This is a genomic window from Nonomuraea sp. bgisy101 (assembly GCF_057708945.1).
The window spans coordinates 39,954-58,034 of the sequence record NZ_JBYITD010000043.1 but is presented as its reverse complement, the minus strand read 5'-3'; the positions used below and the strand labels follow the sequence as shown (position 1 = coordinate 58,034).

16 protein-coding genes, 1 tRNA gene and 1 pseudogene are annotated in these 18,081 nt (G+C 70.1%); 15 read left to right on the top strand and 3 right to left on the bottom strand.

Features of this window, described 5'->3' with window-relative positions:
* Nucleotides 1-49 precede the first annotated feature (49 nt).
* The 10 genes from AC3EO4_RS48110 to AC3EO4_RS48065 all read left to right on the top strand — a co-directional run bounded on the left by AC3EO4_RS48110 (nucleotide 50) and on the right by AC3EO4_RS48065 (nucleotide 13,166).
* Nucleotides 50-1,960: a TIGR03960 family B12-binding radical SAM protein gene (locus AC3EO4_RS48110; protein WP_379581627.1), complete on the top strand. Its 1,911-nt coding sequence runs from the start codon at nucleotides 50-52 to the stop codon at nucleotides 1,958-1,960.
* Nucleotides 1,961-2,069: 109 nt separating this feature from the next.
* On the top strand, nucleotides 2,070-2,810 hold the full coding sequence (locus tag AC3EO4_RS48105) for a TIGR03936 family radical SAM-associated protein (protein WP_379581625.1): 741 nt from the start codon (nucleotides 2,070-2,072) through the stop codon (nucleotides 2,808-2,810).
* A 223-nt stretch (nucleotides 2,811-3,033) separates the two neighbouring features.
* A complete protein-coding gene (locus AC3EO4_RS48100) occupies nucleotides 3,034-5,892 on the top strand; it encodes an Rne/Rng family ribonuclease (protein ID WP_379581623.1) in 2,859 nt (952 codons plus the stop codon).
* Nucleotides 5,893-6,166: 274 nt separating this feature from the next.
* Nucleotides 6,167-6,469, top strand: coding sequence for a 50S ribosomal protein L21 (gene rplU, locus AC3EO4_RS48095; RefSeq protein ID WP_184973140.1), 303 nt, complete (start codon nucleotides 6,167-6,169; stop codon nucleotides 6,467-6,469).
* A 15-nt stretch (nucleotides 6,470-6,484) separates the two neighbouring features.
* The gene (gene rpmA / locus AC3EO4_RS48090; RefSeq protein WP_012893687.1) at nucleotides 6,485-6,742 is read left to right on the top strand and encodes a 50S ribosomal protein L27; all 258 of its coding nucleotides are present in this window, start codon (nucleotides 6,485-6,487) and stop codon (nucleotides 6,740-6,742) included.
* 356 nt (nucleotides 6,743-7,098) lie between these two features.
* Nucleotides 7,099-8,451, top strand: a complete 1,353-nt coding sequence (obgE, locus tag AC3EO4_RS48085; protein WP_379581621.1) for a GTPase ObgE — start codon at nucleotides 7,099-7,101, stop codon at nucleotides 8,449-8,451.
* A gap of 85 nt (nucleotides 8,452-8,536) precedes the next feature.
* Nucleotides 8,537-9,655 carry a glutamate 5-kinase gene (proB, locus tag AC3EO4_RS48080; protein WP_379581619.1) on the top strand — a complete coding sequence of 373 codons (1,119 nt, stop codon included), beginning with the start codon at nucleotides 8,537-8,539 and terminating at the stop codon, nucleotides 9,653-9,655.
* A gap of 25 nt (nucleotides 9,656-9,680) precedes the next feature.
* The gene (locus AC3EO4_RS48075) at nucleotides 9,681-10,961 is read left to right on the top strand and encodes a glutamate-5-semialdehyde dehydrogenase (protein WP_431902731.1); all 1,281 of its coding nucleotides are present in this window, start codon (nucleotides 9,681-9,683) and stop codon (nucleotides 10,959-10,961) included.
* A 51-nt stretch (nucleotides 10,962-11,012) separates the two neighbouring features.
* Nucleotides 11,013-11,189, top strand: coding sequence for a hypothetical protein (locus tag AC3EO4_RS48070; RefSeq protein WP_379581615.1), 177 nt, complete (start codon nucleotides 11,013-11,015; stop codon nucleotides 11,187-11,189).
* Nucleotides 11,190-11,267: 78 nt separating this feature from the next.
* Nucleotides 11,268-13,166 carry a serine/threonine-protein kinase gene (locus AC3EO4_RS48065; protein ID WP_431902729.1) on the top strand — a complete coding sequence of 633 codons (1,899 nt, stop codon included), beginning with the start codon at nucleotides 11,268-11,270 and terminating at the stop codon, nucleotides 13,164-13,166.
* Here AC3EO4_RS48065 and AC3EO4_RS48060 read toward each other — a convergent pair.
* Together AC3EO4_RS48060 and AC3EO4_RS48055 are read right to left on the bottom strand one after the other, a co-directional pair.
* A complete protein-coding gene (locus AC3EO4_RS48060) occupies nucleotides 13,163-13,951 on the bottom strand; it encodes a neutral zinc metallopeptidase (protein WP_431902727.1) in 789 nt (262 codons plus the stop codon). The genes AC3EO4_RS48065 and AC3EO4_RS48060 overlap by 4 nt on opposite strands.
* A gap of 83 nt (nucleotides 13,952-14,034) precedes the next feature.
* Nucleotides 14,035-15,060: a M48 family metallopeptidase gene (locus tag AC3EO4_RS48055; RefSeq protein WP_379581610.1), complete on the bottom strand. Its 1,026-nt coding sequence runs from the start codon at nucleotides 15,058-15,060 to the stop codon at nucleotides 14,035-14,037.
* 86 nt (nucleotides 15,061-15,146) lie between these two features.
* Between AC3EO4_RS48055 and nadD the strand changes: the two genes are divergently transcribed.
* The 5 genes from nadD (at nucleotide 15,147) to AC3EO4_RS48030 (ending at nucleotide 17,396) form a co-directional block, all read left to right on the top strand.
* Complete coding sequence (gene nadD, locus AC3EO4_RS48050; RefSeq protein ID WP_431902725.1) at nucleotides 15,147-15,761, top strand: nicotinate-nucleotide adenylyltransferase; 615 nt, start codon at nucleotides 15,147-15,149, stop codon at nucleotides 15,759-15,761.
* A 10-nt stretch (nucleotides 15,762-15,771) separates the two neighbouring features.
* A complete protein-coding gene (locus tag AC3EO4_RS48045) occupies nucleotides 15,772-16,101 on the top strand; it encodes a hypothetical protein (protein WP_431902723.1) in 330 nt (109 codons plus the stop codon).
* Between the two features lie 71 nt (nucleotides 16,102-16,172).
* On the top strand, nucleotides 16,173-16,568 hold the full coding sequence (rsfS, locus tag AC3EO4_RS48040) for a ribosome silencing factor (RefSeq protein WP_379581604.1): 396 nt from the start codon (nucleotides 16,173-16,175) through the stop codon (nucleotides 16,566-16,568).
* Complete coding sequence (locus AC3EO4_RS48035; RefSeq protein WP_379581602.1) at nucleotides 16,565-17,194, top strand: histidine phosphatase family protein; 630 nt, start codon at nucleotides 16,565-16,567, stop codon at nucleotides 17,192-17,194. Before rsfS ends, AC3EO4_RS48035 begins: the two co-directional genes overlap by 4 nt.
* Before the next feature lie 129 nt (nucleotides 17,195-17,323).
* Nucleotides 17,324-17,396 (top strand) — tRNA-Ala (locus AC3EO4_RS48030).
* A gap of 208 nt (nucleotides 17,397-17,604) precedes the next feature.
* On the opposite strand, the pseudogene AC3EO4_RS48025 reads toward AC3EO4_RS48030, so the two are convergent.
* Nucleotides 17,605-17,949, bottom strand: a pseudogene (locus AC3EO4_RS48025) (protein kinase domain-containing protein); the annotation flags it as partial.
* Nucleotides 17,950-18,081 lie beyond the last annotated feature (132 nt).

The following is an 18,081-nucleotide window of genomic DNA, read 5'->3' as shown; positions in this document are numbered from 1 at the left end:
ATCCTCGGGCCCGACGCAGTGGTGTTGTCGCTCCATTACCCTTGGTGCTATGTCTGTCGAGTCATTGTTCCCACGCCTGGAAGCGCTGCTGCCCAAGGTGCAGAAGCCGATCCAGTACGTCGGGGGTGAACTCAACTCGACGGTGAAGGACTGGGACGAGGCGTCGGTGCGCTGGGCGCTGATGTATCCCGACGCCTACGAGGTCGGCCTGCCCAACCAGGGCGTGGCCATCCTCTACGAGATCCTCAACGAGCTGCCCGACACGCTGGCCGAGCGCACCTACTCCGTGTGGCCCGACCTCGAGGCGCTCATGCGCGCGGAGGGCGTCCCTCAGTTCACCGTGGACGGTCACCGGCCCGTGCGCGCCTTCGACGTGCTCGGCGTGTCGTTCTCCACGGAGTTGGGCTACACCAACATGCTGACCGCGCTCGACCTGGCCGGCATCCCGCTGATGTCGGTCGACCGCGGCGACGACGACCCGATCGTGCTGGCCGGCGGCCACGCCGCCTTCAACCCCGAGCCGATCGCCGACTTCCTCGACGCGGCCGTGCTGGGTGACGGCGAGCAGATCGCCATCGCCATCAGCGAGGTCGTCCGAGAGTGGAAGGCCGAGGGACGGCCGGGCGGTCGTGACGAGCTGCTGATGCGGCTGGCCGAGTCGGGCGGCGTGTACGTCCCGAAGTTCTACGACGTCGAGTACCACCCCGACGGGCGCATCAAGCGCGTCGCTCCCAACAGGAGCAACGTGCCGTGGCGCGTGCACAAGCACACCGTCATGGACCTCGACGAGTGGCCGTATCCGAAGAAGCCGCTCGTCCCGCTGGCCGAGACCGTTCATGAGCGGTTCAGCGTGGAGATCTTCCGCGGCTGCACCAGGGGCTGCAGGTTCTGTCAGGCCGGCATGATCACGCGTCCCGTCCGCGAGCGGTCGATCACCACGATCGGCGCCATGGTCGAGAACGGCATCCGCGAGTCCGGCTTCAACGAGGTCGGCCTGCTGTCGCTCTCGTCGGCCGACCACTCGGAGATCGGCGAGGTGGCCAAGGGCCTGGCCGACCGCTACGAGGGCACCAACACCTCGCTGTCGCTGCCCTCCACCAGGGTCGACGCCTTCAACATCGACCTGGCCAACGAGTTCTCGCGCAACGGCCGCCGTTCGGGCCTGACCTTCGCGCCCGAAGGCGGTTCCGAGCGCATGCGCAAGGTGATCAACAAGATGGTCACCGAGGAAGACCTGATCCGCACCGTCACCACGGCCTACAGCCAGGGCTGGCGTCAGGTGAAGCTCTACTTCATGTGCGGCCTGCCCACCGAGCAGGACGAGGACGTGCTGGGCATCGCCGATCTGGCCAAGAAGGTCATCAAGGCGGGGCGCGAGGCCACCGGCTCGCGCGACATCCGCTGCACGGTCTCCATCGGCGGGTTCGTGCCCAAGCCGCACACCCCGTTCCAGTGGGCCGCGCAGGCCGATCACGAGACCGTCGACCGGCGGCTCAAGGCCCTGCGCGAGTCGCTGCGTGGCGACAGGGAGTACGGCAAGGCCATCGGCTACCGTTACCACGACGGCAAGCCCTCGATCGTGGAGGGCCTGCTCTCGCGTGGCGACCGCAGGGTCGGCGCGGTCATCAGGGCCGCCTGGGAGGACGGCGGCCGCTTCGACGGCTGGAGCGAGCACTTCTCCTACGACCGCTGGATGACCGCCGCCGAGAAGGCGGGTGTCGCGGTCGACTGGTACACCACGCGTGAGCGCGAGGAGAACGAGGTCCTGCCATGGGACCACCTCGACGCCGGTCTCGACCGCGAATGGCTCTGGCAGGACTGGCAGGACGCCGTCACCGAGACCGAGGTCGAGGACTGCCGGTGGACTCCCTGCTACGACTGCGGCGTCTGCCCCACCATGGGCACCGAGATTCAAATCGGTCCGACGGGTAAGAAGCTGCTGCCGCTCACTGTGGTATAGAGACAGCCTTATCCTGAAAAAGAAGTAACTCTGACACGGGAAGGAAGACGACGTTCTGAAGCCTGTTCCCGAGGGGCCTCCGCCCGCGCCCACGGTGCAGCGCGTACGCGTGCGCTACGCCAAGCGCGGACGCCTGCGCTTCACCAGCCACCGCGACATCTCGCGGGCCGTCGAGAGGGCGGTTCGCCGTGCCGGCATTCCTGTGGCCTTCAGCGCGGGTTTCTCTCCCCATCCGAAGATCTCCTACGCGGGTGCGGCGCCGACGGGTGTCGCCAGCGAGGCCGAATACCTCGAGCTCGGCCTGACCGAGCCGTGCGATCCCGGGAGGATCCGCGCGGATCTCGACGCCTCGCTGCCTCCAGGCCTCGACGTCCTCGACGTCGTCGAGGCGCGTTCTGGAGCGCTCGCCGACCGCCTGGAGGGTTCGGCGTGGGAGCTGAGGCTGTCCGGCGCGGACAGTGAGCTCGCGCGCGTGGCAGTGGAGAAGTTCCTCGCGGCGGGCACCGTCGAGGTCGAACGCCTCACCAAGAAGGGGATGCGGCGATTCGACGCCCGCGAGGCGGTGCTGACACTGGCTTCAGAAGGAACCGCAGCTCAGGTGCCAGGACAGTCGTGTGTCATACTGCGCATGGTTGTTCGGCACGTGACTCCGGCCGTTCGACCCGACGACGTGCTCACGGGCCTGCGCCTGGTGGCCGACTTCGCGCCGCCGGTCCCCCCCGAGGTGACCAGGCTGGCGCAGGGGCCGCTCGACGCCGTATCCGGTGAACCCGCCGACCCGTTCGACCTTGACCGCGACATGACGCGCGGCGGCGAAGCGGGACCGGCAGGCGCGCACGTCGACGGCTAGTGAGAGATGTGACCTGCCGCACTGGCACGAACGTGACATGGCGGTCCCGCGTCTCACACGAGAAGGGAGAGCTTTGCGAGCCCCGCACGGTGGCGGGGTTCGGAGGGCTCGACCGCTGACAGGACTTGGCGTCCATGCCTTCGCAGGCGCGGACGGACAACGAGACACGAGGGCTCCTGCGCGGCGCGGCGACGCGCCCGGGAGCTGACGGGAGAGCGCCCGCATGCTCGACAACGAGCCCGGTACCGGGGCCCATGGCCCCGACGGGGAAACAACAGAACAGACTGCCGCGCCGAAGCGCCGGCGCTCGGCGAGCAGGCCCGCGGGGCCGCCGCCGGAGATCGACGATGTTCCCACGGTAGTCGTCACCACGCAGGCTTCCGGCCCGGCGGGGCCGGCGTCAACCGGTTTTTCCGCCCCGGCCGAGGCGGCCGCGGCCCAGTCCAACGGCACGGCGTCCGGCGGCACGGGATCCGACGGCCCGGCGGCCGACGCCGCGGGTTCCAACGGCGCGGCGTCCGGCACTTCAGGGCGCGACGCCACGGAAGGCGCCGGCGCGACGGCCAGCGTGGTCGAGGAGGCCGTGGCCGAGGCCGTCGAGGCGCCCGCCCCCAAGCGCGCCACCAGGTCCAGGTCGACCGCCACGACGGCCACGCGCCGCCGTACCACCAAGAAGGCCGCGGAAGAGGCCCAGGCGGCCGAGGAGGCCGCCGCGGGCGAATCCGCGGGCGTGCCCGAAGGCGGGGACGCGGCTGCCGTGGAGGAGGCGCCGAAGCGGCGCCGTACCCGCAAGAAGGCCGAGGCGGCCCCCGAGCCTGAGCCCGAGTCGCCGGTCGAGGCCGTCGTGGCCGCCGAGCTGGTGGACACGCTGCCGGAGAGCGAGCCGCTCGACGACGAGCCGGCGGGCGAGGACCTCGACGAGGAGCCGGTCGGCAGGCCCGCGCTGTTCGCGGACCCGTTCGGCGTCTCCGCGCAGGCGGCGCAGGAGCCCGGCACCACCTTCCAGCGGCCCGCCGCCGTCTTCACGCCCCTGTTCCAGGCACCCGACCCCAGCCAGGCGCAGCCCGTCAGGGTCGAGCCCGCGCAGCCCGTCAAGCCGCAGGCGGCCGACGAGGCCGAGGCGCTGTTCGACGAGGAGAGCGCCGAGGACGTCGACGAGACCGAGGACGAGACCGAGGGCGACGAGACCGAGGACGACGGCGGCAGCCGTCGCCGTCGCCGCCGCAGGGGCGGCAGGGGCCGCGGCAAGTCGCGTGAGCGCGACGAGGACGCGGGCGACTCCGACGAGCAGGAAGAGGACGAGGAGGCCGCCGACGGCGGCGAGGAGGCCGAGGAGTCGCAGGCCGACGAGGAGGAGTCGACGGGGTCGCGGCGCCGCAGGCGCAGGCGGCGCAGGGGCGGCGACGAGAGCCCCGAGCCCTCCAGCGACGACCCGCCGAACACGGTGGTGCGCATCCGCGCGCCGCGTGCGGGCAGGTCGAGCTCGCTCGACACCTCCGCCGACGGCGTGCAGAGCGTGCGCGGCTCCACCCGGCTCGAGGCCAAGAAGCAGCGCCGCCGCGAGGGGCGCGAGCTGGGCCGCCGCAGGCCGCCGATCATCACCGAGTCGGAGTTCCTGGCCCGGCGCGAGTCGGTCGACAGGATGATGGTGGTGCGCCGCCACGGCGACCGCACCCAGATCGCGGTCCTGGAGGACGGCGTCCTCGTCGAGCACTACGTCAACCGCGAGGCCAGCCAGTCCTACGTGGGCAACGTCTACCTCGGCAAGGTGCAGAACGTGCTGCCCTCGATGGAGGCGGCGTTCGTCGACATCGGCAAGGGCCGCAACGCCGTCCTGTACGCCGGCGAGGTCAACTTCGACACAGCGGGCCTGGAGGGACAGCCCAAGCGCATCGAGGCCGCGCTCAAGTCGGGCCAGTCGGTGCTGGTGCAGGTCACCAAGGACCCCCTCGGTCACAAGGGCGCCAGGCTCACCAGCCAGATCTCGCTGCCCGGCCGCTACCTCGTGTACGTGCCTGACGGGTCGATGACCGGCATCAGCCGCAAGCTGCCCGACAAGGAGCGCACGCGGCTCAAGAGCATCCTGAAGAAGGTCATGCCCGAGAACGCCGGCGTCATCGTGCGCACGGCCGCCGAGGGCGCCTCGGAGGAGGAGCTCGGCCGTGACGTGGCCAGGCTGTCGGCGCAGTGGGAGGCCATCCAGAAGAAGGCCAAGTCCGCCAGCCCTCCTGAGCTGCTGTCGTCCGAGCCCGACCTGACCGTCCGCGTCGTCCGCGACGTGTTCAACGAGGACTTCACCTCGCTGGTCGTGCAGGGCGAGGACGCGTGGGAGACGGTCGACGAGTACGTCAAGTACGTCGCGCCGCACCTGGCCGACCGGCTGTCGCGCTGGGACGAGGAAGGCGACGTCTTCGAGTCGTACCGGATCGACGAGCAGCTGGCCAAGGCCCTGGAGCGCAAGGTGTGGCTGCCCTCCGGCGGCTCGCTGGTGATCGACCGCACCGAGGCGATGACCGTCGTCGACGTCAACACCGGCAAGTTCACCGGCCAGGGCGGCAACCTCGAGGAGACCGTCACCCGCAACAACCTGGAGGCGGCCGAGGAGATCGTCCGCCAGCTCAGGCTGCGCGACATCGGCGGCATCATCGTCATCGACTTCATCGACATGGTCCTGGAGTCCAACCGCGATCTGGTGCTGCGGCGGCTGCTGGAGTGCCTGGCCCGCGACAGGACCAAGCACCAGGTCGCCGAGGTCACCTCGCTCGGCCTGGTCCAGATGACCCGTAAGCGGGTCGGTCAGGGCCTGCTGGAGGCCTTCTCGACGCCGTGCGACTGCTGCAACGGGCGTGGCCTGATCGTCTCCTCCGAGCCGGTCGAGGGCAAGCCGGAGCCGCGCGGCACGCAGGGCAAGATGGCCATCGAGAAGGCGGTCGCGGAGAAGGTCTCCGCGGCCAACGACTCCCTGAGCCGTGATACCGTGACCGGTGCGCTTGATGACGTTCCGGGCACGGAGGACGACCAGGCGAACCAGACTTCAGGCAGGGGGCGGCGACGCTCCCGCCGAGCCAAGTCGGCCGACTAGCGCCGTCTTCGGCGGCGCCCCGCTCCGGCGGGGCGCCAACCGAGCCGGCCCTCCAGGCACGGCGTGACCTGCCCTTGAACGGGTGGAGCGCCGGCGGGAACGGCCGACTTGTCCGACGATCCAGCCGGTTCGACCGGGGGCCGCTAATCCGGTAACCTAGTCAATCGGTGCGTCCAGTGACGCGCCCTGTTCGCGCGCCCACTCGGTTCGTCGGTTCCAGACAGTGATCGAATGCCGGGCGCAGCATTCAGAGAGTCAGCAGAAGGGTTCCGCGGTGTACGCGATCGTTCGTTGCGGCGGCAGGCAGCAGAAGGTCTCCGTCGGTGACGTCCTCGAGGTGGACAAGGTCGCCGGCGAGGTCGGTTCTTCGGTTTCGCTGCCGACGGTGCTCGTCGTCAACGACGGCGACGTGACCACGGAGGCGGGCAAGTTCACGGTCAGCGCCGAGATTCTCGGCGAGACCAAGGGCCCCAAGATCCGCATCCTCAAGTACAAGAACAAGACCGGTTACAAGAAGCGCCAGGGTCACCGCCAGCGGTACACCCAGGTGAAGATCACCGGTATCAACCAGGCCTGATCGGGAGTTTGAGAGATGGCACACAAGAAGGGCGCGTCGTCCACCCGGAACGGCCGTGACTCCAACGCCCAGCGCCTGGGCGTCAAGCGCTTCGGTGGCCAGCTGGTCAACGCGGGCGAGATCATCGTCCGCCAGCGCGGCACCCACTTCCACCCCGGCGACAACGTCGGCCGTGGTGGCGACGACACGCTGTTCGCGCTGGCCGCCGGCCACGTGCAGTTCGGCGTCAAGCGCGGCCGTCGCGCCGTGAGCATCGTCCCGGTCGCGGAGTAAATCCGCCGCCGACAGGCGTTGTAGCAAGGGGTGGATCGTCATGGTCCACCCCTTGTTCGCGTTCCCGGGCCCTGCGAGGTCCGGTACGGCACGCGAGCGGCGGAACAGACGGCGGCCACGCGGACCGCGTGACCGGCCGGACGAGCCACGACGGTGAACGGCGACAGGCCCGCAGAGGGCGAGCGGCTCACCGGGGATCCCGGTGAGCGGCGGGGGCGGGCCGCGTGACGGCGGCCGGCCACGCGCGCTGGAGGAGCGTCTCCCTGGAGGGACGCCGGCCACGTGGGCAGGGTGGGCTCGCGTCGGCTTGCCGTACCAGACAACGAAGAAGACCCGGACGGGATGGAGAGCGGGCTGTGGCGGATTTCGTGGATCAGGTGATCCTGCATATCAAAGCCGGTGATGGCGGGAACGGCTGCGCGTCCGTCCACCGGGAGAAGTTCAAGCCGCTCGGCGGCCCTGACGGTGGCAACGGCGGCAGGGGCGGTGACGTCATCCTGGAGGTCGACGCCAACACCTCCACGCTGCTCGACTACCACCGCCGCCCGCACCGCGGCGCCGCCAACGGCAAGCAGGGACAGGGCAGCAACAGGGAAGGCGCCAACGGCGGTGACGTGGTGCTGCCGGTCCCCAACGGGACCGTGGTCAAGGACGCGAAGACCGGCGAGGTGCTGGTCGATCTGGTCGGCGCCGGCACCCGCTACGTGATCGCCGAGGGCGGTCACGGCGGTCTCGGCAACGCCGCCCTGGCGACGGCGAAGCGGAAGGCTCCGGGGTTCGCGCTGCTCGGCGAGCCCGGCGACGCGCTCGACGTGGTGCTGGAGCTCAAGAGCGTCGCTGACGTGGCGCTGGTGGGCTTCCCCAGCGCGGGCAAGTCGTCGCTGATCGCGGCGCTGAGCGCGGCCAGGCCGAAGATCGCCGACTACCCGTTCACGACGCTGATCCCGAACCTCGGCGTGGTCACCGCGGGGGAGACGGTGTTCACCGTGGCCGACGTGCCGGGGCTCATCCCGGGAGCGTCGCAGGGCAAGGGGCTCGGCCACGAGTTCCTCCGCCACGTCGAGCGGTGCGACATGCTCGTGCACGTCATCGACTGCGCGACCATGGAGCCGGGACGCGACCCGATCACCGACTACGAGGTGATCGAGGCCGAACTGCACGCCTACGGCCAGCTCGAGGACAGGCCCAGGATGGTCGTGCTGAACAAGGCGGACGTGCCCGACGCCCGTGACCTGGCCGACATCGTGCGCTCCGACCTGGAGTCGCGCGGGCTGAAGGTGTTCACGATCTCGGCGGCCACGCACGAGGGGCTGCGGGAGTTCACGTTCGCGATGGGCGAGTGGGTGGCCGCGGCGCGCGCCAGCAAGCCGGTCCAGGAGCCGACGCGGCTGGTGCTGCGGCCGAAGCAGCTCGGCACGACCGGCTTCAGCGTCCGCAAGGTCAACGACGGCCTGTTCCAGGTCACCGGGGAGAAGCCGGAGCGCTGGATCAGGCAGACCGACTTCACCAACGACGAGGCCGTGGGCTACCTGGCCGACCGCCTGGAGCGGCTGGGTGTCGAGGAGGAGCTGGTCAAGGCGGGCGCGGTCGCGGGCGCCGAGGTCGTCATCGGGTCCATGGAGGACGGCTACATCTTCGACTGGCAGCCGACGCTCAACGCCGAGTCCATTCACACGGGGCCGCGAGGCACCGACAACAGGCTCGGCTGAGTTCATGATCGCGGACAGCGGTAAGGTGTCCGCACGGCTCGGGGGAGTCCCGGGCCGCACAGCGGGCGCCGGATAGGGTCAGGACGTGCGGGAACAGATCAGCTCAGCGTCGAGGGTCGTCGTCAAGGTCGGCTCCTCCTCGCTCACCACCCCCCAGGGCGTCATCGACGTCGACCGGGTCGACGCGCTGGTCGACGTGCTGTCGGCGCGGCGCCGTACCGGCACGCAGATCGTGCTGGTCTCCTCCGGCGCGATCGCCGCGGGGCTCGGCCCGCTCGGGTTGACCGCACGTCCGCGTGACCTGGCCACCCAGCAGGCCGCCGCCTCCGTCGGTCAGGGCGTGCTCGTCGCCCGCTACACCTCCTCCTTCGCCAGGTACGGCATGCGCGTCGGCCAGGTGCTGCTGACGGCCGACGACATGATGCGCCGCTCGCACCACGCCAACGCCCAGCGCACGCTCAACCGGCTGCTGGAGCTCGGCATCATGCCGGTCGTCAACGAGAACGACACCGTGGCCACCGACGAGATCCGCTTCGGCGACAACGACCGCCTGGCGGCCCTGGTGGCGCACCTCATCCACGCCGACGCGCTGGTTCTGCTGTCCGACGTCGACGCGCTGTACGACGGGCCGCCCTCGCGCGCGGGCTCCACGAGGCTGGCCGAGGTGCGCGGCCCCGAGGACCTGGCGGGTGTCGAGCTCGGCAAGAACGGCGCGGCCGTCGGCACGGGCGGCATGGTGACCAAGGTGCAGGCCGCGCGCATCGCCACGGGAGCGGGTGTGCCAGTGGTGCTGACCGCGGCCGCGCACGCCGCGCAGGCGCTGGCCGGAGCCGACGTCGGCACGTTCTTCCACCCGGGTGGCCGCCACCCGGGCACCAGACTGCTGTGGCTGGCGCACGCGACCACCGGGCGAGGGCGGCTGACGCTCGACGAGGGCGCGGTCGAGGCGGTCGTCTCGCGGCGCAAGTCGCTGCTGCCCGCGGGCGTGGTGTCGGTGGAGGGCGAGTTCGCCGCCGGCGACCCCGTCGACCTGTGCGGGCCCCGCGGGCGGGTGGTCGCCCGCGGGCTGGTCAACTTCGACGCCGTGGAGATCCCCGGGCTCCTGGGGCGCTCGACGAAGGAGCTGGCCAGCGAGCTCGGTCCGGAATATGAACGTGAGCTCATCCACCGTGACGACATCGTCATACTGGAGTCCCACAGCTGACAGACGCGGAGAGAGGACGGGCGCGATGTCCGAGGAGTTCCTGAAGGTTGCCCGCGCGGCACGCGAGGCCGCCGCCGAGCTGGCCCCGCTGCCGCGGGCGGCCAAGGACAGGGCACTGCGCGCCGTCGCCGACGCTCTGGTCGAGCACGGCAAGGAGATCATCGAGGCCAACGCCGTCGACGTCGACAAGGCGCGCGAGGGCGGCACCTCCGAGGCGATGATCGACCGGCTGCGGCTCGACGAGGCCAGGATCGAGGCCATCGCGCAGGCCGTACGCGACATCGCCGAACTGCCCGACCCCGTCGGCGAGGTCGTGCGCGGCGGCACCCTGCCCAACGGACTGGAGCTGCGCCAGCTCAGGGTGCCGCTCGGCGTGATCGGCATCATCTACGAGGGCCGTCCCAACGTCACCGTCGACGGCGCCGCGCTGTGCCTCAAGAGCGGCAACGCGGTCCTGCTGCGCGGCTCCTCCAGCGCCTACTCCTCCAACACCGCGCTTGTGAGGATCATGCAGGAGGCGCTGGAGGCGACCGAGGTGCCCGCCGGAGCCGTCCAGCTGGTGCCCGGGCTGACCCGCGACTCGGTCAAGGAGCTGACGCGGGCACGCGGCCTGGTCGACGTGCTGATCCCGCGCGGCGGCGCCTCACTGATCAACTCGGTGGTCGAGGAGTCGACCGTCCCGGTGATCGAGACAGGCGTGGGCAACTGCCACGTGTACGTCGACGCGGACGCCGACCTCGATCTGGCCGTGCAGATCCTGGTCAACGCCAAGGCCCAGCGGCCCTCGGTGTGCAACGCGGCCGAGACGTTCCTCGTCCACGTGGACGTGGCCGAGCGCTTCCTGCCCATGGCGCTGGCGGCGCTGTCCGAGGCGGGTGTCACCGTCCACGGTGACGAGCGTGTGGCCGCCCACGGCGGGGTGGTTCCGGCGACGGAGGACGACTACTACGCCGAGTACCTGTCGCTCGACATCGCCGCCGCCGTCGTCGACTCGCTGGAGGCCGCGGTCGCCCACATCAGGAAGTACGGCTCCGGCCACACCGACGCGATCGTCACCCGCTCGCAGGGAGCCGCCCGCAGGTTCGTCCAGCGGGTCGACTCCGCCGCCGTCGCGGTCAACGCCTCCACCCGGTTCACCGACGGTGGCGAGTTCGGGTTCGGCGCCGAGATCGGCATCTCCACCCAGAAACTCCACGCGCGCGGACCCATGGGTCTTCCCGAGCTGACCTCTACCAAATGGGTCTACACCGGAGAAGGGCATCTTCGCACGTCAAAGGGTACGGTCATCCCGGCCTCCGGCGGCTGAGACGCGTGTCTGAGTTGGCACCGGACCCCGTTCATGGTTTGACTGGCCTCCATGGCATTGGTGATAGCGATCATTTTCGCGGGTGTGGTGCTGTTCGCCGCCGACCGGTTGCTGCTGTGGTTGGAGAGTCGCGGACATATCAACTGGCGCAGGAAAGGCCGTAAGAAGCTCGCCGAGGAGCCCACGACAGGGCTCGAGGCGATGCTGTCCGACACTTCCCATCGATGACCGGCGCGCCGCGAACGTAAACGGGCGGCGCACCGCTAAGGTTGTGCCCCTTATGGGCGCGCCGAGCGGGGAGGGAGCGTGAGCAAGCTCGGCAAGGTCGGGCCTTACACCTTGCTCGAACGGCTCGGCCGTGGCGGCATGGGTGAGGTGTATCTCGCCAGCACCCGCAGGGGTGAGCACGTCGCCCTCAAGGTGCTTCACGACCTGATCGAGGATTCCGCCTCGCGCATCCGCCTGGAGCGCGAGGTACGGGCGTTGCGCAGGGTCGAGAGCCCGTACGTCGCCCGGGTGCTCGACGCCGATCTCGGCTGCGCCAGGCCGTACCTGGTGATGGAGCACATCGAGGGTGACACGCTGCTCGACCGGGTACGGCGCAGCGGGCCGCTGCGCGGCGCCGACCTGGTGGAGGTGGCGCAGGGGGTGGCGGCGGCCCTGGCGATCGTCCACGCCGCGGGAGTCATCCACCGAGACCTCAAGCCGGCCAACATCCTCATGGGCGCCGAAGGACCCGTGCTGATCGACTTCGGGATCGCGCAGGTCATCGACGCCACCAGACTGACGATGACGGGCACCTTCCTCGGCACGCCCGGCTACGCGGCGCCCGAGCTGTTCGCCGACGAGCACGTGGGCGAGCCCGCGGACGTCCACGCGTGGGCGGCGACCGTGGCCTTCGCCGCGACGGGGCGGCCCACGTTCGGGCGGGGCACGGTCGAGGCGCAGATGTACGCCGTTCTCAACGGCCAGGCCGACCTCAAGGGTGTGCCCGCAGGGCTGCTGCCGCTGGTGCGGGCCGCGCTCAACAGGGAGCCGGGCAAGCGGCCCACCGCCGCGCTGCTGGCCGACCGGCTGGCCAGGCTCGCCAGGGCCACGGTCGCCGCGACGGACGACGACGTGAAGGCGCTCAGGGGGAGGGCGGCCGACGCGGCCAAGGCGGCGCGGACTCGCGCCGACGAGGAGGTCAAGGCCGCCAGAGGCAAGGCCGAGGAGCCCAAGGTCGTCAAGCCGCGAGTCGCGGAGGACGGCAAGGCGGTCCGGCCGAGGGCGGGCGAGGAGGGCAAGGTCGTCAGGCCGCGCCCCGCCCCGGACGACGGCAAGCCCGTCAGGCCCAGGACCCCCGACGACGGCAAGCAGGTCAGACCCAGGATTCCCGACGACGGGAAAGCGGGCAGGTCCAGGAGCGGCGAGGACGGCAAGGCCGGCCGCTCCAGGGCCCTGGAGGAGGGCAAGGTCGTCAGGTCGCGCGTGGCCGACGACGCCAAGACAGGGCGCGGACGGGTCGCCGAGGAGCCGAAAACGGCACGCGCGCGGGCGGCGGAGGAGCCGAAGCTCGTCCGGAGCCGCATGCCGGGCGCCTCCCGGAGCCGCGCCACCGACGACGGCAAGGCGGCGGCGCGAGCGCAGGCCAGGGCGGCGCGGGTCAGGCGGACCCCGACCGCGCGGGCGGAGGCGGCCTCGACCACCCTGCCCGCCGGTAACGCGGCCCTGCTCCTGCTGGCGGTGCTGGCGGTGCCGTGCGTGGTGGCGACGGTGATCTGGCCGATCGCGGGCGTGGCGATCACCGGGGTGTTCGTGGTGCTGGTGCGCACCGTGTGGACCGGCCACTGGATGGTGAGGAAGCGCACCTCGAAACGGGTGCGGGTGTCGCTGCGGGTGCTGCTGTTCCCGGTCGCGCTCGCCGGATCGGCGCTCACCGCGGCGGGCTGGCCCGGGCTGCCGGTCGCCGCGGCGGCCGGCGGGGTGCTGTGGATGGTGGCGGGCGGCGAGCTCGGGCCCGACTGGTGGCAGCAGCCCGCGCCGGTGACCGCGGCGGGCGTCGTGTTCGGCGTGTTGTGCGGGGCGATCACCGGCAGGGAGGTCGAGCGGGTCGGCACCCACCTGCCCGACCTGCGCAAGGAGGGTCTGCGCGCCTTGGCGGTCCTGGGCGGTTTCGTCGCCCTCTGCGCCGCCGCGGTCCGCGCGATCGCCCTCCTGCTCTAGGCCACGTCGGCGGGCTCGGCGGCCCAGGTGTTGCACGCCGCGGGGTCGCCCTCGGCGTAACCGTTCTTCGTCCAGGCCACGCGGGTGCTGCCCTTGCCGAGCCAGCGGGGTTCTCCCGGCTCGTCGCCGCCCGTCTGGGTGTAGCCCAGCACCACCTGCCAGTCCTCCGCGGAGCGGCCCTTCATCGGCCACACGCTCCGGACGAACGCGCCACCCAGGCAGTCGGACTGGAGGTTGACCCGCCGGTCCTGCTCATACATCTCGCTCTTGTTGGCGTAGGTCAGCTTCAGATAGGCCTTCTCTATGCCGACGAGGTTCTGTACGTGGATGCCGTACATGGCGGCCGTCATGTTGAACAGCCACAGGTCTCCGGCGTCATCGAGCCAGTCCGCGCCCAGCTGGAAGACCAGCGTGCCGGTCTTGGGGCAGTAGTAGCTCTGCGAGTTGGAGTCTCCGATGTCGTAGCCGCAGTACTTCTTCGGGATCTTCGCCACGTGCTTCACGGTGATCTTGCGGAACGGCAGCCCCGCGGCCTTGAGGTGCCGTCCCCATGTGCGGTCCAGGCATGCCACGACGCCGTTGATGTAGGCGCGGGCCAGCGCCTTGTCGTTGCGCTTGATCGGCTTCTCCGCGCACGACGTCGCGGGCAGCGGTCCTGCCTCGTAGAGAGGGTTCGCGATGAGCTTGGCGTCGTCGATGGGACTCGCGGTCGCGGCGGTGGCCGTACCGGAAAGGGGAAGCATGACAGCGCAGGCCAGCGCCGCCATGGCGAAAGATGATCTCATGGTGCGCGACAGTAGAGGCGTGAGGTGCGCATGGAAAAGGTCTGGAAGATCTCACTTCCAGACCTTTTTCGTGGTTGTGTTGGTCAGTTGCCGTCGCGGCGGGAGAAGCGGTTGAAGATGCGCTCGCCCGCGTTGACCGCGCCCTCGGCGACGTCGCGCAGGACGCCGATGAACGGGTCCTGGGACTCCGACCAGGAGCGGCGGTAGGACTCGGCCGCCGCCTTGACCTCGTCGGTGACGCGGGCGTTGGAGTCGTCCTCGCGGCGAGGGTAGTCGCCGCCGATGATGCGCTCGTACTCGCCGCTGCGCTGCCACTTGTCGAGCTCGGCGACGCGGACCACCGCGAAGGGGTGGGTGGTGCCGAGCAGGTTGAGGACTTTCAGGAAGCCGTCCCGCAGGTCGCCCGCGGTGTCGTACTCCTGGTACTGGGCCAGGAAGGCCTCGATGTTCATCTCGTTGGTGTAGTCGCCGCCGGCGAGCTTCATCAGCGCGCGCTTGGCGGCCTCCGGGTCCTGCCCGGTGAGCAGGCCGCCGCGGTCGGCGGACAGCTCCGACTTGCGATACCACTCCTCGAGGCCCGCCACGATCGCGCGCAGGCCGATGTAGCCGAGCGGGATCCAGGCCACGCGGGTGGCCAGGCGGGTGAGGATGTCGAGCATCGTCCGGTAGACGGCGTGGCCCGACAGGATGTGCGCGGTCTCGTGGCCGATGACGAAGCGCTGCTCCTCCTCGTTCATGAGGTTCAGCAGACCCGTCGTCACCACGATGAACGGGTCGTCGAAGCCGATCGCCTTGGCCTGGACCTGCGGATCCTGCTGAACGTAGATCTCAGGGACCCGGTGCAGGTCAAGGATGTAGGCGGCGTCGCGGCCCATGTCGTACAGGGAGCGGAACTGTGTCTCGCTCACCCGCACGGCAGAGGCGAGGTACATAAGGCGCAGCCGGCGCTCGCTGATCAGCCCGGACATCTGCTTGAGAACCGTGTCGAACCCACTGAGCTTGCGCAGAGCGACCAGAGCGGACCTGTCTGCGGGGTGTTCGTAGGCACGGGACGAGATGCCGGGCAATTGCACGCGGTTGCGATCCGGGGTGGTCGTCATGTCCGGCATGCTACGTCGGCGGCGGGTGGGATGCGCGTTTCTCGGCAAGGGGGGTGCTTAATGCTTGCGTGAGGCATCCGCGTAAGGTCCGTTTCATGATGAACGCGCCCAGTGTCCAGGGAAAGAGACGCGTGGGGGTGATGGGTGGAACCTTTGACCCGATCCACCATGGTCACCTGGTCGCCGCGAGCGAAGTGGCCCATCACTTCGATCTCGACGAGGTCGTCTTCGTCCCGACGGGCAGGCCGTACCAGAAGGCGGCCAGGGAGGTGTCGGCGCCCGAGGACAGGTACCTGATGACGGTGATCGCGACCGCGTCGAACCCGCGCTTCTCGGTGAGCAGGGTGGATGTGGACCGGCCGGGGCCGACGTTCACGATCGACACGCTGCGTGACATCAAGGAGATCTACGGCCCCGAGGCCGAGTTGTTCTTCATCACCGGCGCCGACGCGCTGTCGGCGATCCTCGACTGGCAGGACGCCTCCGAGTTGTTCGAGCTCGCCCATTTCGTGGGTTGCACCAGGCCGGGGCACACGCTGCGCGATCCCGGGCTGCCGGAGGGAAAGGTGAGCCTGATCGAGATCCCCGCGCTGGCGATCTCCTCCTCGGAGTGCAGGCACAGGGTGTCGGAGGGCGAGCCGATCTGGTACCTGGTGCCGGACGGAATCGTGCAATACATCGGGAAGCGCGGCCTTTACCAGGCGGGTTAGCCTCCATGGAGTGTCTCAGGAGGCGCTCGACGGGATCGAGCTGAAGGAAGAGTCGTGGTGGGCGCACGACGCGGAGGTCGCCGCGTCGGGGTTGTTCACGATGGTGCGCAGGTTGCCCGCGCTGATCCGTGACATGCTGGCGCTCACCTGGCGCGCCAGCCGGGTGGACACGGTGGTCATGGTGGGGTGCGGCCAGTGGCAGCGCATCGCCGTGGCCGGGCGGACCACATACGTCCTCGACCAGGGCAGGGTGGCGGAGGAGGGCGACCACGCGTCGTCGATGGCGCTCGGCGGGATTTACGCCGAGATGTACGGCCTGCAGGCGCGGAGCTATATCTAGCAGCGGCCGGGGATACTATCAGGGTAAGCGTGGGCTATACACGTAGTCACACAGGAGGACAGACCCGCATCGTGACAGCATCCGAAAGATCCGTTCAGCTCGTCAGAGTCGCGGCCGAGGCCGCCGCCGACAAGCTGGCCGACGACATTCTCGCCTACGACGTGAGCGACCAGCTCGTCATCACCGACGCCTTCGTGCTCTGCTCCGCCACCAACGACCGTCAGGTGCGCGCCATCGTCGACGAGATCGAGGACAGGCTGCGCATCGAGTGCGATGCCAAGCCGGTCCGCCGCGAGGGCGAGAGGGAGGGGCGCTGGGTGCTCCTCGACTTCATCGACATCGTCGTTCACGTGCAGCACGAAGAGGACCGCACCTTCTACGCGCTCGAGCGCCTCTGGAAGGACTGCCCCGCCATCGCGCTGCCGGAGAGCGTCACCCAGACGGCCGCCCAGAGGGCCCGTACGTGAGCAAGCGGATCGTCTGCCTGCGCCACGGCCAGACCCTGTGGAATGTGGAGCACCGTTTCCAAGGCCACACCGACATCCCGCTCGACGAGACCGGCCTCGCCCAGGCGGCGAGGGCGGCTTCATTGCTGGCGTCGCTGCGGCCCACCATGATCGTCTCCTCCGACCTGCGGCGGGCCAACGACACGGCGCTCGCGGTCGGTCGCCTGGTCGGCCTCGACGTCTCGGTCGACAAGGCCTTCCGCGAGCGCGGTGGCGGCGCGTGGGAGGGCCTGACCCGCGAGGAGATCGCCGAGCGCTGGCCCGCCGAGTACGTCTCGTGGGAGGCGCCCGACGGCGAGCCCGTGCCGGAGGTGGCCGACCGGGTCGGGGCGGCGCTGCGCAGATGGGCGGGCAAGCTCGACGACGACGGCCTGCTGGTCGTCGCCTCGCACGGGGCGGCGCTGCGACTCGGCATCGCCCACCTGCTCGGGCTGCCGCAGGAACTGTGGTCGGCGCTGGGCGGGCTCGGCAACTGCTCGTGGTCGGTGCTGGAGGAGGGGCGCAAGGGATGGCGCCTGCTCGAGCACAACGCGGGCACGCTGCCCGAGCCGATCAACAGCGACGACACCCCGGACGCCGCGTCCTGACCGTCGGGGGGCGTGCATGCGCTCCCTGGCGGGCGGGTGAACGGCGCCCGAACTCTCGATTATGCGAATCGAGAGGGAAGGTTATATGCTCTGCGAGCGCCGCAACGGGAGGACTCGGAGCGGTGACCAGGGGCTATAGCGCAGTTGGTAGCGCACCTCCATGGCATGGAGGGGGTCAGGAGTTCGAGTCTCCTTAGCTCCACCCAAGACGTGCTGCTCGAACACCGCTCTTCGAGGGCGGAAGCGAATACTACGGAAATGTGATCAACGGTGGTGTCCTTCAGGGCACCGCCGTTTCTGCGTTGGACGTGGAGAAGAGCGGGTCGCTCAGGAGATCCAGCACGGTTGCGGGCGCACAGCGTGCCGAAGTCGATGACGCGCGGGCCGTCGTGTGCCAGCAGGATGTTGGCGGGTTTCAGGTCGCGGTGGATGACTCCGGCGCGATGAATGGCCTCCAGCGCTTCCGCCAGGCCGACTGCGAGGATATGCAGAGAGTGTTCGGGCAACGCGCGGTGATGATGGAGGACGGTGCTGAGGGAGGGACCTGGCACGTACGCGGTGACCAACCAGGGGGGCTCGCCGTCGGGATCGGCGTCCACCACGGGGGCGGCGTGGAAGCCGCTGACGCGCTTGGCCGCCTCGACCTCCTGGGCGAACCGTCGCCGGAACTCGATGTCGCGACCCAGTTCACGCCGTACGAGCTTGACGGCGACGGCCCGGCCGGACGGCGACAGCCCCCAGAAGACCTCGCCCATGCCGCCGGCACCAAGCCTGCCGCCCAGTCGGTACCGTCCGACCTGCTGTGGATCGCCTGGAGCCAGTGGATCCATGGATTCCCCTCGTCGGCCGAGCGTCACGCGTACATCTCTGGCGGGTTCCTTCCGTTA

What these genes read in the sequence shown, in the direction of transcription:
- AC3EO4_RS48075 (WP_431902731.1), top strand. Translation starts at nt 9,681, where the DNA reads ATGTCCGAGGAGTTCCTGAAGGTTGCCCGCGCGGCACGCGAGGCCGCC.
- AC3EO4_RS48070 (WP_379581615.1), top strand. Translation starts at nt 11,013, where the DNA reads ATGGCATTGGTGATAGCGATCATTTTCGCGGGTGTGGTGCTGTTCGCC.
- AC3EO4_RS48060 (WP_431902727.1), bottom strand. Translation starts at nt 13,951, where the DNA reads ATGAGATCATCTTTCGCCATGGCGGCGCTGGCCTGCGCTGTCATGCTT.
- AC3EO4_RS48110 (WP_379581627.1), top strand. Translation starts at nt 50, where the DNA reads ATGTCTGTCGAGTCATTGTTCCCACGCCTGGAAGCGCTGCTGCCCAAG.
- nadD (WP_431902725.1), top strand. Translation starts at nt 15,147, where the DNA reads ATGATGAACGCGCCCAGTGTCCAGGGAAAGAGACGCGTGGGGGTGATG.
- rpmA (WP_012893687.1), top strand. Translation starts at nt 6,485, where the DNA reads ATGGCACACAAGAAGGGCGCGTCGTCCACCCGGAACGGCCGTGACTCC.
- AC3EO4_RS48100 (WP_379581623.1), top strand. Translation starts at nt 3,034, where the DNA reads ATGCTCGACAACGAGCCCGGTACCGGGGCCCATGGCCCCGACGGGGAA.
- AC3EO4_RS48055 (WP_379581610.1), bottom strand. Translation starts at nt 15,060, where the DNA reads ATGCCGGACATGACGACCACCCCGGATCGCAACCGCGTGCAATTGCCC.